Genomic DNA, 14191 nt, shown 5'->3' with positions numbered 1-14191 from the left:
CAGAGTGTGTTCGACACATTTGATAGATAAGAAAGAGGATGAAATGGTTTTATCGATTGAAGAATTAAACAAATTGGAGAAGGGATGCTATCAGCTGATCGACATTCGCGATGAGGATGCGTACCAGCACGGATTTATTCCGGGAGCGATTCACATGGATATGGAGGAGATTCGCCTTCATCCGGAACGCCTCGATAAGGAGAAAAAGATTATTCTTTACTGCATTCGCGGTGTAATCAGCGTAGATCTCGCGGATGAACTTGATGAACTTGGCTATGATGCGTACAGTCTCGATGATGGATATTCCGGCTGGATTTTGAAGCAGATGGCACAGGAGGATGACATCGAGGAGCGCCGTGCGAACATAGAAAAGAGTATTCGCAAGCGTTTCCACAAGGAGCTGTTCAGCCGTTTTGCCAAGGCGATCAATGAGTATGAACTTGTGAAAGAGGGCGACAAGATCGCAGTCTGTATCTCCGGCGGAAAAGATTCGATGCTGATGGCAAAGCTATTTCAGGAACTGCGCCGTCACAACAAGTTCCCGTTTGAGCTTGTCTTTCTTGTGATGGACCCGGGATACAGTGAAGCAAACCGCAAGGTCATTGAACACAATGCGGAACTCATGGGAATTCCGGTGACGATTTTTGAGACGGAGATCTTTGATGCGGTGTACAGCGTCGAAAAATCCCCGTGCTATCTGTGCGCCCGCATGCGCCGTGGCTATCTCTACCACAAGGCACAGGAACTCGGATGCAACAAGATTGCGCTCGGTCACCACTATGACGATGTAATCGAGACGATTCTGATGGGAATGATGTATGGCGGTCAGGTACAGACGATGATGCCGAAACTGCACAGCACAAACTTTGAAGGAATGGAGCTGATCCGCCCGCTCTATCTGATTCGTGAGGATGACATCAAGCGTTGGCGCGATTACAATGATCTGCGTTTTATCCAGTGTGCATGCCACTTCACGGACACCTGTACGACCTGCGATCCGAACGGACGCACGGTGTCAAAGCGCATGGAGATCAAGAATCTGATCCGTGATTTGAAGAAGATCAACCCATTCATTGAGAGCAATATTTTCAAGAGTGTGGAGAATGTCAACCTGAATACGGTTATCGCATATAAGAAAGATGGTCAGACGCATCGGTTCTTAGACTGGTACGACGAGAAGAAGTAAAAGGACAAAGAATCAGAGTTCAGAAAAAATAAAAGAACAAAAATTCGTAATGGCTTTCCGTATCCATGGTATCCCCTTACCGTGGGAACGGAAAGCCATTACGAATTTTTTTGTATGATAGGAAATTGCGTCCTATCATACAAAAACGCTCCGCGAGGATGCGCACTCGGCGCAGGGGAAGATGGTTGCCGAGGCAACCGCGCCTCGGCGCGAGAATGTGCCAGGGCACATTCTTTTTTACTTTGTATTTGGTTTCTTAGAGATTCCGAGATCGTCTTACTTTGACTGAGCCCACTCAGCCGGGTTTGTCAGATCCTTGATGACTTCTCCGGCAATGATCAAACCGGCCACGGACGGAACAAACGCATTGCTTCCCGGAACCTGACGGCGGGCAGTACACTTGCGGACGGTTCCCGGTGGGCAGATGCAGTTGGAACGACAGCTGATTGCCATGTCGTCGATCGGGGTCAGTGCTTTCTCCTCAGAGTAGACAACCTTGAGTTTCTTGATTCCGCGCTTTTTCAGCTCACGGCGCATGACGCGTGCGAGCGGGCAGACAGAAGTCTTGTAGATGTCGGCAACCTTAAATGCGGTCGGGTCCATCTTGTTTCCTGCTCCCATACAGCTGATGATCGGCGTGCCTGCCTGCTGTGCCTGACACACGAGCTGGATCTTTCCGGTTACGGTATCGATCGCGTCAACTACATAATCGTACTGCGTGAAATCAAACTGGTCGGCAGTCTCCGGGGTGTAGAAGGTCTGGTGGGTGATAATCTGTGCATCTGGATTGATCTCAAGAATTCTCTCTTTGGCAACTTCGATTTTCTGTCTGCCGACGGTCTTTCTCGTTGCAAGAATCTGCCGGTTGATGTTCGTTAAGCAAACCTTGTCATCGTCGATCAGGATCAGGGTGCCGACACCGGTGCGGGCGAGTGCCTCAACGGTGTATCCGCCAACTCCGCCGATTCCAAATACGGCAACGCGGGCATTTTTCAGGCGTTCCATATTGTCTTTTCCCAACAGGAGTTCGGTTCTTGAAAATTGATTAAGCATAGTGAATCCTTCCTCTTTCTCTTTCTCAGTGTCCGCTTCGTATGTTCATTTACGTCTGGTCTGGCACTGGATTATTCATCAAGTGAGTTTTTAGTTTCTTTTTTAAATCCTACAAAAATAATCAGATTACAATCGGATTCATCATATCATTCCAAAAAGTCAGTGTCAATGAGAAGCGCAGGAATTGATGTGTTCACACAAGTCGATGGAGATTGTGAGATTAGGATCATGAGAAACGGTAAGACTCAGCGTCATAAAAACGTAAGAAATCTGTCACTTGCTATTTCATGCTTAATGTGATATAAGTGTATTAAGAAGCATAGTACACTATAATACACGGGAAGAACCACCCAAAACAGGAAAAGCAAACTCAAATTTAGAAGCAAAATCAAAACAGAGAACCGAAAGGAGTGAGGCGGATGATTTTGCTGGACTATAAAGACAGCCGTCCGATATATGAGCAGGTTGCAGAAAAATTGCAGGAGCTGATGCTCTTAGGGGTGCTCGAGGAGGACAGCCAGATGCCCTCAGTCAGGAGTCTGGCGATGGAACTCTCGATCAATCCGAACACAATACAGCGAGCCTACGGGGAGCTGGAGCGAAACGGATTCATTTACACCGTGAAAGGGCGGGGGAGTTTCGTCGGGAGTATCCGAAAGCTCCGCAATGCCAGAGAGCGGGAACTTGCAAGAAAGATGGAGGGACTCGCACAGGAGGCAAGAAAGATCGGAATCAGCCGGGAAGAATTTCTTAAGACAGCCGGTGAAGTCTATGATTGCTATGCAAGAGATCATTCAGAAGCTTCAGAAATTTCGGAGAGTTTGGAAAACTCGGAAAATTCTGAAAAAGAAAATCAGAAGGGGGAGGCAGAAAGCGTATGATTGAAGCGGTAAATCTCACAAAAAGATTTGACGGTATTACGGCAGTTGACCATATCAATGCGACAATCAGGGAAGGCAGTGTTTTTGGTCTGATCGGAACGAATGGCGCAGGAAAGAGTACCTTTATCCGAATGGCAGCAGGAGTGCTGAGACCTGATGAGGGAATCATCACAATCGACGGGATGAATGTGTTTGAGAATGAAGAGGCAAAGAGAAAATTCTTTTATATTTCCGATGACCAGCATTTCTTTGCAAATGCGACTCCACTGGACATGATGCGGTATTATCGGATTGTGTATCCGAATTTTGACGAAGCCCGTTTTCATTCGCTGATGAAAAGTTTTGGATTGAATGAGAAGCGAAAGATCAATACATTCTCAAAGGGAATGAAAAAGCAGGTTTCCGTGATCTGCGGAGTCTGCGCCGGAACCGAGTATCTGTTCTGTGATGAGACATTTGACGGACTTGATCCCGTGATGCGTCAGGCGGTCAAGAGTATTTTTGCAAGTGATATGGAGGAGAGAAATCTGACACCGATCATTGCTTCCCACAACCTGCGTGAGCTTGAGGACATCTGCGATCATGTGGGGCTCTTACATAAAGGCGGAATTCTTTTAAGCAAGGATCTCGATGAGATGAAGATGAATATCCACAAAGTACAGTGCGTGCTCCGCGAGGGCATGAAGCCCGCAGATCTTCAAAGCTTTGGACTTGAGATTCTCAAGACAGAGCAGAGAGGAAAACTGATGACTCTGACCGTGAGAGGGGATTTGAGTCATGTGGAGTTTGCAATGCAGAAGGCAGATCCGATTTTCTATGAGACCATTCCACTTTCCCTTGAGGAAATCTTTATCAGTGAAACGGAGGTAGTCGGTTATGACGTCAAAAAACTTATTTTTTAAGCTGATGAAAGAAGATTTGAGAAGTCGAATCTGGGCGCTTGCCCTGATCGGAATCGGATTCTTTTTCCTGTATCCGGTAACCGTGGCCTTTCTTGCAGGGGAGATTCAGGATTATCCGATCTATGAGCAGGGACTTTTGTGGTATCGAGATCAGATCCAGACCTGGCTGTCTTTTGAGAACGGCATGATGGTTCTCGTGATGGCAGTAGCCGGACTTGTCTGCGGACTCAGCGGTTTTTCGTACCTGAATTCGCGCAGTAAGGTGGACTTTTATCACAGCCTTCCGGTGCGCCGGGAAATGTTTTTTGCAGTAAATTTCGTGGACGGAATCGTGATTCTGGCACTTCCGTATGCGATTTCCCTTGCACTTGGAGTTGTCCTTGCAATCGGAAACGGAGTGGAGTCTTCGGTGATTATCCCGGTCGCAGTGACCGCGTTTGGACTTCATATGACGTACTTTATGTTGATCTACACGACCGTGATTACATCGGCAATGCTGACCGGAAATCTCATTGTCGGAATTCTTGGATGCATGATTCTGGCGGGTTTCATTCCGCTTGCATCGACGATCCTTCAGGGATATTTTTCCACTTTTTTCCAGACGTATGCGTATGACATGGGAGAGCAGGCATTCGAGATGAGTCGAAGAATTTCTCCGATTATGGAATACCTGATGCAGATTGAAAAGTATCAGACGGAACATGCGATTGCAGGTGGGGTTGCAATGGCGTGGGTGGTATCCGCTCTGCTGACAGGATTCAGTCTCTGGCTTTACCGCAAACGTCCGTCAGAGGCAAGCGGAAAGGCGATGGCATTTTCGGTGAGCGGTCCGATCATTCGGATTCCGATCGCGATTCTCTCCGGTCTCAGTCTGGCATTGATGTTCTGGGAATTTCGGAAATCAACCGGATGGGCAGTGTTTGGAGTTATCTGCGGAGTCGTTCTCGCCCACTGTGTGATCGAGATTATTTACCACTTTGACTTCCGCCAGCTCTTTAAAAACCGCGGACAGATGGTTGCCTACCTTCTCGCGACAGTGGCAGTGCTCTTTGTGTTCCGCTATGATACATTTGGATATGACCGCTATCTCCCGTCGGCAGGTAAGGTGAAATCCGGTGCTGTCTGGATGAGGGATCTCAACGGATGGGTGGATTACGGAATGCTTGAGCAGAAGGAGGATGGAACCTGGGATTTTGACGCTGAGAATACGTCAAAGGCAGTTTTCAGTCGGATGCACAGCACAGATGTGGAAAACATTTTGGCACTTGCGACTGCCGGTGTGGAGCAGACATCAAGAGATTTCTCGTCGGTAAATCCGATTTATCAGGCAAAGGCGATCGATTACTTTGATGAGGACGAGACAAAGTCGATCTATCAGGTGATGATTTCCTATGAGCTAAAGAGCGGACGCAAGGTATATCGTCAGTATTACATTGATTTGGATTCGGTCTCCGAGGCAGTCAATCGCCTGTTTGCAGACGAGGAATTTCAGAAAGCGAACTTCCCGCTTCTCGCGCAGAGTGCAGAAAACGTGGATTCGATTTATTTCCGCAGGGACAGAACGAAGGAGACAAAACTTACCGATCTGACAGATACACAGAAAAAAGAACTTCTTGAGGCTTATCAGGATGACTTCTCCACTATGACACTTGAGCGTCTCAAGAAAGAAGCTCCGATTGGTCTGGTCCGTTTCGTGACAGCGCCGGAGAGAGAGAGTTTGGAGTGGCAGGAGCGCAAAAACCGCGAGCAGGAAACGAATCCTTCCCGCTACTGGAACTATAATTCATTCACAGATATGAATTACTATCCGGTTTATCCGTCCTTCACAAAGACGATTGCACTGTTGAAGGCACAGGGAATCGAGATTGACTTGAAATATGCACAGGCAGACATCCGTTCCGTGCAGATTTACGATTACAGAGGAGATAAGTACCGGACGATCACAATCACAGATCCAGAGCAGATCGACGAACTTCGGAACGTGATGACAGAGCCGAGAATGCTCTATTATAATCGTTTCTATCAGAGTTCAGATCTCAACGTGACCGTCACGATCGCAGAAGATGGAGAGACTCTCGAGTATGATGTACAGTTCCCGAAAGATCAGGTTCCGGACTTTGTGAGGGAACTGCTTAATCAGGCAAAGCCACAGTAGAAGCACAAAAATCAAGCGATAAGTTGTAAAATACAGAAACAGGATCATGTGAGTTAATTACGCATAAAAGAAAGAGCGATGGGAAGAATGAAGTGAGAAGACAAACTCATTTTTTTCCAGCGCTCTTTTTTTGTATCATATTTTTTTCTTTTGCATCACAGGAAATTGCGTATTTTGTTTATCCGTGATTCGTTAGCGATAATCCGTTAGCTATGATTCATTATCTGTGATGCGTTGTCGCCGGTTCGCCGATAGTGGTTACCGGTTTGTGCTAGTTTGCATTTGTCGGTGTTGTTTCCTGCTTGTTCCCCTCGCTGTCGGCAAAGGCTTCTTTCGGTGTCTCGCCGTGAACGAGGTTTTGCATGTAGCGGTGCATGGACTCTGCGACAACCTTCGAGTGGGCGACTGCCTCGACAACGGTTCGTGCGCCATTTACGACATCGCCGGAGGCGAAGATTCCCGGGCGGGTCGTGTGACCGGTGTCGTCTGCGACGAGAAGACCACGGCGGTCTGCGTCAAGTCCGGTCGTTGTGGTGACGATTCGGTTCTGCGGTCCCTGGCTGATTGAGATGATCACACTGTCTGCCGGGTAGAAGGTTTCGCTTCCTGGAATGATGGTCAGTGTGCCGTCCTCAGCTTCCTCGATGTCCTCAAAGATCACGCCGTTGTCCTTGATCTCAACCGGCTTCTTGTTGAATTCAAACTGGACACCCTCAAGCTGGGCGTAGCTGAACTCGTGCTTGCTCGCCGCGACCTCTTTTGTGATAGAGAAACAGGTCAGCTCGCGGACTCCTTTTCGGAGGGCGGTTCTTGCGACATCCATTGCGGCATTTCCGGCACCGATGACAATCACGCGCTCACCGAGGCGGTAGCTGTCCGGATTATTTAAGTAGTTGATACCGAAGTGGACATTTCCGAAGGTTTCGCCCTTGATGTGTAGGGCATTCGGCTTCCAGACGCCGGTGCCGACGAAGATTGCCTTGTAACCGTCGCGAAAGAGGTCATCGATGCCGATTGCACCGCCGATGTGGGTATTCGGGCGGAATTTAATGCCTTTGAGATCAATGTGACGGTACTTAAAATCTTCGAGGACAGTCTTTGGCAGACGGAATTCCGGGATACCGTAGCGGAGGACACCGCCGATCTTGTCCTTGCCCTCAAAGATTGTGACATCGTAGCCGTAGCGGGAGAGGATGACTGCGATTGTCAGACCCGCAGGACCGGAACCGATGATTGCAGCTTTGATTCCGTTTGATGGGCTCGGACCGGCTGTCATCTTTGATGCATAGGTACTCGAAATATAGCTTTCAATTGTGGAGAAATGAACCGGTGCGCCTTTTCGTCCGAGAACACAGTGTCCCTCACACTGATTTTCGTGGTTGCAGACGAGACTGCAAACCGTTGTCAGCGGGTTGTTCTCAAAAAGAATTCTGCCGGCTTCGTCAAGTTTATTATCTTTGAGTAAGCGGATGACATCCGGAATCGGGGTGGAAATCGGACATCCTTTCCGACACTGGGGGACTTTACATCCCAGACAGCGGTTTGCTTCATCCATAACGTGAAGTGCCATAGAAAAATCCTCCTTTAATGTAACAAGTTGTATCCATTTTAGCATAAAAGTCCGTCTGAATCCAGTTCGAGAATGCTCGAAAAGACGGGAAATTATCACTTTTTGATAGAAAATTCGGACATGTATCCTAATAAATACAAGGGTTGTGTACTTTCTAACAAACATGAGAAAAATTATGAATAAGGCGCTTGTGTTTTCAAAAATTTATGTTATGATACTGATTGTCAAATGTGAACAAAATAACGATAACTTAATGACCCAATGAATTTTTAAACATTTTTAAAGGAGGACTGCATTTATGATGCACGTTGATCAGTGGGAAGGCTTTAACGGCCGTCTCTGGAAAGAGGAAGTTAATGTAAGAGACTTCATTCAGGCTAACTACAAGCCGTATGATGGTGATGAGAAATTCCTGGCTGGCCCGACCCAGGCTACCGACAAGCTGTGGGGAATTCTTCAGGGACTGCAGAAAGAGGAGCGTGCTAAGGGTGGCGTTCTGGATATGGATACTCACATCGTTTCCGGTATCACCTCCCATAATCCGGGTTACATCAGCGAGGCTGATAAGGACCTTGAGCAGGTTGTTGGTCTTCAGACCGATAAGCCGTTAAAGAGAGCATTCATGCCGTACGGCGGTATCAAGATGGCTGAGCAGGCTTGCCAGAACTACGGTTACGAGCCGGATCCGGAACTGCACAAGATCTTCACCGAGTACACCCGCACTCATAACCAGGGCGTATTTGATGCTTACACTCCAGAGATGAAGAAAGCTCGTCACAACAAGATCATTACCGGACTTCCGGATACCTATGGTCGTGGACGTATCGTAGGCGACTACCGTCGTGTTGCTCTGTACGGTATCGATTTCCTGATCCAGGAGAAGCAGAACGACTTCGCTAACTGCGGAGATGGCACCATGGTTGATGATGTAATTCGTCAGAGAGAAGAGCTGTCCATGCAGATCAAGGCTCTGAAAGAGATGAAGGTTATGGCTCAGTCCTACGGCTATGACATTTCTCAGCCGGCTAAGAACGCAAAGGAAGCAGTTCAGTGGCTGTACTTTGGATACCTTGCAGCAGTTAAGACCCAGAACGGTGCTGCAATGAGCGTTGGTCGTATCTCTACCTTCCTTGATATCTATATCGAGAGAGATCTTGAGAACGGTACCCTTACCGAGGAGCAGGCTCAGGAGCTGATCGACCATCTGGTAATGAAGTTCCGTATGGTTAAGTTCGCAAGAATCCCGTCCTACAACCAGCTGTTCTCCGGAGACCCGGTATGGGCAACCCTGGAAGTTGGTGGTATCGGCGTAGACGGTCGTTCCATGGTAACCAAGAACGATTTCCGTTTCCTGCACACCTTAGAGAACATGGGACCGAGCCCGGAGCCGAACATGACTGTTCTGTACTCCTCCAAGCTCCCGACCAACTTCAAGAAGTATGCAGCAGATATCTCCATCAAGAGCAGCTCTGTTCAGTACGAGAACGATGACGTTATGAAGCCGGTATGGGGCGATGATTACTCCATCTGCTGCTGCGTATCTGCTACTCAGACTGGTAAAGAGATGCAGTTCTTCGGCGCACGTGCAAACCTGGCTAAGTGCCTGCTGTACGCTATGAACGGCGGACGCGACATGAAGAGCAGAGAGCAGGTTGGTCCGGAGTTAAGACCGATCACCTCCGAGTATCTTGATTACGATGAGGTTATCAAGAAGTACGACGTTATGATGGATTGGCTGGCAGGTCTGTATGTAAATACCCTGAACCTGATCCAGTACATGCATGACAAGTACTACTACGAGGCAGCTGAGATGGCTCTGATCGATACCGATGTACGCAGAACCTTCGCAACTGGTATCGCTGGATTCTCTCATGTAGTAGACTCCCTGAGCGCAATCAAGTACGCTAAGGTTAAGGCTATCCGTGATGAGGAAGGCATGATCATGGACTTCGAGACCGAGGGCGACTTCCCGCGTTACGGTAACGATGATGACCGTGCAGATGACATTGCTGTATGGCTGTTAAAGACCTTCTTAGAGAAGCTGAAGAAGCGTCACACCTATCGTGATTCCGAGGCTACTACCTCTATCCTGACCATTACTTCTAACGTTGTATATGGTAAGGCAACCGGTAACATGCCAGACGGAAGAAGAGCAGGCGAGCCGTTATCCCCGGGTGCTAACCCGTCCTACGGCGCAGAGCAGAGCGGTCTGCTGGCTTCCCTGAACTCCGTTGCTAAGCTGCCGTACGAGTGGGCACTGGATGGTATCTCCAACACCCAGACCATCAACCCGGACGCACTTGGTCACAGCGAGCAGGAGCGTATCGACAACCTGGTACAGGTTATGGATGGATACTTCGATCAGGGCGCTCATCACCTGAACGTAAACGTATTCGGTACTGAGAAGCTGATCGATGCTATGGAGCATCCGGAGAAGGAGGAGTACGCAAACTTCACCATCCGTGTATCTGGTTACGCTGTAAAGTTCATCGACCTGACCAGAGAGCAGCAGATGGATGTTATCTCCAGAACCTGCCACGCTACGATGTAATTTTTACTTGGATTCGGAACGGAATGACCGTCCGGCCTTTACAGGCGCCGGCTTCCGGCGGGAGTTTTCCCGCCGGAAACCGGCGTTTTGTTTCTAAAGGAAGCGTTTTTCTTCCTGCATCTGGATGTGAAGAAAAGCGGGAATCGTGTTGAAGTCGATGCATGTAGGTACGATGCATGCATAATGTATACATTTCAATATATATACGATAATATACAATATATACATAAAAAATGTATAAATATAAATTGTATAAAGATATAAAATATAGGCACGATTTGTATATATATGAGGTGTATATATAGTGAAATGTATATATAATAGAAATAAACGCAACTATTCAGTGAATTTTGAATGATGGATTTTTTGGAGGAATAGACACATGAGCAACACAGAAATGATGCAGAAAATGGAGAAAGTCGTGGGACATATCAATTCCCTTGAAACCTTCGGTCTTGTGGACGGACCGGGCGTGCGTTTCGTTATCTTTGTGCAGGGATGCCGGATGAGATGTAAGTACTGCCATAATCCGGAGACCTGGGCACTTGAGGGCGGTGAGGAGTGGACACCTCAGGATCTCTTCAAGCGTGCATACCGCTACAAGAACTACTGGGGAAAAGACGGCGGAATCACTGTCAGCGGTGGTGAACCTCTTCTTCAGATCGATTTTATGAATGAGTTCTTTAAGATTGCAAAACAGCATGGAGTCAACACGGTTTTAGATACCGCAGGAAATCCGTTTACGATGGAAGAGCCGTTTCTGTCCAAGTTCAATGAGCTGATGAAGAACACGGATCTCGTGATGCTTGACTTCAAGGAGATCGACCCGGCAAAGCACAAGGAGCTGACTGGCTGGGACAATGCAAACATTGTCCAGATGGCAAAATATCTGTCTGAGATCGGAAAAGATATGTGGATTCGCCATGTCCTTGTTCCGGGAATCACCGATGATGAGCAGGGACTGCATGAGCTTGACGCGCTGATCAAGGAGCTCAAGACCGTAAAGAGAGTTGAGGTTCTTCCGTACCACACACTCGGTCTTGCAAAATGGCAGAAACTCGGAATCAGCTATCCGCTCGACGGCGTGCCGACTCCGACGAAGGAGCAGACTGCGCTTGCGGAGCAGATTCTGGTGCACAACGACTGAGAAACGGAATGAACTGAGCGAAACAAACGGATCGAAGAACTGGAATTGGTTGCAGAAACAAGACAAGAAATGAACGAAATAAAATAAGAAATTAACAGGAAAAACGACCTGTATACGAGAGGATCACTTAAGGAATTTCGTATATGGGTCGTTTTTTTACATAATTTTAGCAAATCAAGGCAGAAAAAGACCAAAATTTTACATAGATTTAACTTCGCTTTAACCGAGGATTTTTCATGACCAATTATATTTATCTCGACAAACATGATGAACATCAGTGAAGAAGAAATGGAAGAAGAGGAAATTTTCACAAAGGAGAAGCGAAAATGAATGAGAATGTAAAGATCTTTTTTGGTCTGATCGGTGGTCTTGCACTGTTTCTGTATGGAATGAACAGCATGAGCGATGCACTTCAGAAGGCCGCAGGAGAGGGAATGAAGAAGATCCTTAGTTTCCTTACAAGAAATGCAGTTATGGGAGCGCTCGCTGGAGCTCTGGTCACCGCAGTTCTTCAGAGCAGTTCTGCAACGACAGTTATGGTGATTGGTTTTGTGAGTGCCGGACTTATGAGTCTGCCACAGGCGATCTCCGTCATCTTTGGTGCGAATATCGGTACGACGATGACTGCACAGCTGATGGCATTTAAGATCAGTAACTATATCTACCCGATTATTTTTATTGGATTTCTGTTAAACTTTGTCGGAAAAAAAGAAAAAATCAAAAACATTGGCATGGTAATCTTTTCGTTTGGTCTGCTTTTTGAGGGAATTGAGATCATGGGCGAGGTCATGAAACCGCTCGCAGGAAGCCCGTTTTTTGTCGATATGATGGGAAAGGTTTCGCATTTTCCGGTGCTTGGAGTCTTTCTCGGTGCGGGAATGACCCTTGTTGTACAGAGCAGTTCCGCGACGATTGCGGTTCTTCAGAATTTTGCGTCCCAGCCCGGACCGGATGGAGTGACGAGTGTGATCGGTCTGACCGGCGCGATTCCGATTCTTCTTGGAGACAACATCGGTACAACGATCACGGCACTTCTCGCCTCGATCGGACAGTCGAAAAACGCAAAGAGAACGGCACTTGCACACAGCATTTTTAATATCACCGGAAGTATTGTCTTTTTGTTCTTTATCCCGGTGCTCGCAGGATTTGTGCGCCTGATCTCCCCGAAGGGTGCAGAGCTTGATGTGATTTCTAGACAGATTGCAAATGCGCATACGACGTTTAATGTTGTCTGCACGCTCGTGTGGTTGCCATTGATCCCGGTCATGGTCAAGATTGTCACCTTCCTTGTGCGGGGACAGGATCGCCAGAGCCTTCAGTCCTATGAGCCGAAATATCTCGAAAACCGTGTGATTTCTCAGCCGACCGTAGCGCTGTATCTGGTCTCCGAGGAGATCACAAGAGTATCCGAGTTCGTGATCAGGATGATTGACAGCATGAAACTTTCTTTCATCGGGGACGATCCTCAGACGGCTTATCAGAATTTTACAGAAATGCATCATGCGGTAAAGAAACTTCAGGAGCAGATCGGCAGTTATATGGTAAAAATGTTTTCAAGCGGTACGCTGACACAGCAACAGTCGGAGCAGGCTTCGGGTTTGCTCTACATCAACAACAACATGGACCGAATCGCAGATCGCTGTGAGGAGATCAGCGAGGTCGCACAGCTTTCCGAGAGTAAGGGTGGAGTCTTTTCTCAGGATGCATGCCGGGAGTTAGAGACAGGAATTGATACGCTTGAGACGATTTTCAGGAGTGCGATGGAAGCGATCGAAAACGGAGACAAGAACATTGTCGAAAAAGTTTATGAGAAGAAAGAGATTATCCGAAAATTGCAGAAGCAGAACAACAAGGCGCATCTGTCTCGAGTAGAAAAAAATGCATGCTCCTCTGATCTGACAAAGGCATATTCTAATTTACTTTACAACATTGACCGTATTGCGGATAACTGCGTCAGCATTTCCGAGGAAGCGATGGATAACATCTCTTTCCAGAAACTGTATCAGAACAACGAGATGCAGAACATGTCGATCACAGGAGAGCAGGCATAATAAGAGAGGACTTCCCATTCCCGTATTGAGGTGATTACGTTGCCACCTCAGCATGAGTTTGGAAAGTCCTTTTTTGATTGCTTTTTAATTGATTTCTGGATCTTTTCTGTTACATCAGATTGTATCCTGGTTTGCGCTTCTGCTCCTCGATCAAATCTGCAAGCGTCACACTGTCAACGCACTGGTCGATCGCGTCCTTGAGCTGTTGCCAGACCGTTAGAGTCGCACAGCGGTCTGCCTTCTCGCACTGGTTGATGTCGTCGTCGAGGCAGGCAACCGGCGCGAGGCTTCCCTCTGTCTGACGAAGAATCATGCCGACGGTATATTCCTCCGGCTTCTTGGTCAGCATATAACCACCCTGAGCACCACGGATACTGCGCACATAACCGGCGCGGTGAAGCAGTGTCACGATCTGTTCGAGGTATTTATCAGAGATCCCCTGACGCTGTGCAACCTGACTGATCTTTGTGCACTGGTCTGGATTTAATCCAAATTCAATCATCATGCGGAGGGCATAACGCCCTTTTGTGGAAATTTTCATTTTTTATTCGCTCCCTTGAAGTTCAGTTCCCCATTGTTGGATTGCTCTTCCTTTTGCACGTTTTTTATTGAGAAAATGCGAAAATCTCTGAATAGCAATGCAAGATTACCCTTATTGTACAAAATAATTCTCAAAAAGTAAACCAGAAAGCGGG

The 14191-nt window shown here is 47.5% G+C and carries 10 protein-coding genes; 7 read left to right on the top strand and 3 right to left on the bottom strand.

What is annotated here, in order from left to right:
• Positions 1-43: 43 nt before the first annotated feature.
• Positions 44-1186 carry a PP-loop family protein gene (locus tag AC4EVX_RS02430; RefSeq protein WP_177976906.1) on the top strand — a complete coding sequence of 381 codons (1143 nt, stop codon included), beginning with the start codon at positions 44-46 and terminating at the stop codon, positions 1184-1186.
• 276 nt (positions 1187-1462) lie between these two features.
• On the opposite strand, the gene AC4EVX_RS02425 is transcribed toward AC4EVX_RS02430, so the two are convergent.
• Complete coding sequence (locus tag AC4EVX_RS02425) at positions 1463-2239, bottom strand: tRNA threonylcarbamoyladenosine dehydratase (protein WP_308450708.1); 777 nt, start codon at positions 2237-2239, stop codon at positions 1463-1465.
• Between the two features lie 419 nt (positions 2240-2658).
• On the opposite strand from AC4EVX_RS02425, the gene AC4EVX_RS02420 reads away from it, so the two are divergent.
• From AC4EVX_RS02420 to AC4EVX_RS02410, 3 genes are read left to right on the top strand one after another with little or no spacing between them, the layout of a single operon-like run.
• Positions 2659-3120: a GntR family transcriptional regulator gene (locus tag AC4EVX_RS02420; RefSeq protein WP_177976904.1), complete on the top strand. Its 462-nt coding sequence runs from the start codon at positions 2659-2661 to the stop codon at positions 3118-3120.
• Positions 3117-4022, top strand: a complete 906-nt coding sequence (locus AC4EVX_RS02415; protein WP_177976903.1) for an ATP-binding cassette domain-containing protein — start codon at positions 3117-3119, stop codon at positions 4020-4022. The genes AC4EVX_RS02420 and AC4EVX_RS02415 overlap by 4 nt, the downstream gene beginning before the upstream one ends.
• Positions 3997-6177 (top strand): DUF6449 domain-containing protein, encoded by a 2181-nt coding sequence (locus AC4EVX_RS02410; RefSeq protein WP_490159486.1) that lies wholly within the window; start codon positions 3997-3999, stop codon positions 6175-6177. The genes AC4EVX_RS02415 and AC4EVX_RS02410 overlap by 26 nt, the downstream gene beginning before the upstream one ends.
• A 271-nt stretch (positions 6178-6448) precedes the next feature.
• Here the strand turns inward: AC4EVX_RS02410 and AC4EVX_RS02405 are convergent, their stop codons facing one another.
• Complete coding sequence (locus AC4EVX_RS02405) at positions 6449-7747, bottom strand: NAD(P)-dependent oxidoreductase (RefSeq protein WP_490159485.1); 1299 nt, start codon at positions 7745-7747, stop codon at positions 6449-6451.
• Between the two features lie 298 nt (positions 7748-8045).
• Here AC4EVX_RS02405 and pflB point away from each other — a divergent pair, with 298 nt between their 5' ends.
• The 3 genes from pflB to AC4EVX_RS02390 all read left to right on the top strand — a co-directional run bounded on the left by pflB (position 8046) and on the right by AC4EVX_RS02390 (position 13496).
• Positions 8046-10298, top strand: coding sequence for a formate C-acetyltransferase (gene pflB / locus AC4EVX_RS02400; RefSeq protein WP_308450703.1), 2253 nt, complete (start codon positions 8046-8048; stop codon positions 10296-10298).
• Between the two features lie 400 nt (positions 10299-10698).
• Complete coding sequence (gene pflA / locus AC4EVX_RS02395) at positions 10699-11445, top strand: pyruvate formate-lyase-activating protein (protein ID WP_490159515.1); 747 nt, start codon at positions 10699-10701, stop codon at positions 11443-11445.
• Positions 11446-11771: 326 nt separating this feature from the next.
• A complete protein-coding gene (locus AC4EVX_RS02390) occupies positions 11772-13496 on the top strand; it encodes a Na/Pi cotransporter family protein (RefSeq protein WP_490159484.1) in 1725 nt (574 codons plus the stop codon).
• Between the two features lie 109 nt (positions 13497-13605).
• Here the strand turns inward: AC4EVX_RS02390 and AC4EVX_RS02385 are convergent, their stop codons facing one another.
• Positions 13606-14037: an RrF2 family transcriptional regulator gene (locus AC4EVX_RS02385; protein WP_177976935.1), complete on the bottom strand. Its 432-nt coding sequence runs from the start codon at positions 14035-14037 to the stop codon at positions 13606-13608.
• Between the last annotated feature and the right edge of the window lie 154 nt (positions 14038-14191).

This window comes from Brotaphodocola sp., from assembly GCF_983179755.1.
The sequence above is the reverse complement of the archived record's forward strand: the minus strand, read 5'-3'. Positions and strand labels throughout refer to the sequence as shown.

Bases quoted from the DNA above. Each gene is read 5' to 3' on its own strand.
- AC4EVX_RS02430 (WP_177976906.1), top strand. From the start codon at position 44: ATGGTTTTATCGATTGAAGAATTAAACAAATTGGAGAAGGGATGCTAT.
- AC4EVX_RS02425 (WP_308450708.1), bottom strand. From the start codon at position 2,239: ATGCTTAATCAATTTTCAAGAACCGAACTCCTGTTGGGAAAAGACAAT.
- AC4EVX_RS02420 (WP_177976904.1), top strand. From the start codon at position 2,659: ATGATTTTGCTGGACTATAAAGACAGCCGTCCGATATATGAGCAGGTT.
- AC4EVX_RS02415 (WP_177976903.1), top strand. From the start codon at position 3,117: ATGATTGAAGCGGTAAATCTCACAAAAAGATTTGACGGTATTACGGCA.
- AC4EVX_RS02410 (WP_490159486.1), top strand. From the start codon at position 3,997: ATGACGTCAAAAAACTTATTTTTTAAGCTGATGAAAGAAGATTTGAGA.
- AC4EVX_RS02405 (WP_490159485.1), bottom strand. From the start codon at position 7,747: ATGGCACTTCACGTTATGGATGAAGCAAACCGCTGTCTGGGATGTAAA.
- pflB (WP_308450703.1), top strand. From the start codon at position 8,046: ATGATGCACGTTGATCAGTGGGAAGGCTTTAACGGCCGTCTCTGGAAA.
- pflA (WP_490159515.1), top strand. From the start codon at position 10,699: ATGCAGAAAATGGAGAAAGTCGTGGGACATATCAATTCCCTTGAAACC.
- AC4EVX_RS02390 (WP_490159484.1), top strand. From the start codon at position 11,772: ATGAATGAGAATGTAAAGATCTTTTTTGGTCTGATCGGTGGTCTTGCA.
- AC4EVX_RS02385 (WP_177976935.1), bottom strand. From the start codon at position 14,037: ATGAAAATTTCCACAAAAGGGCGTTATGCCCTCCGCATGATGATTGAA.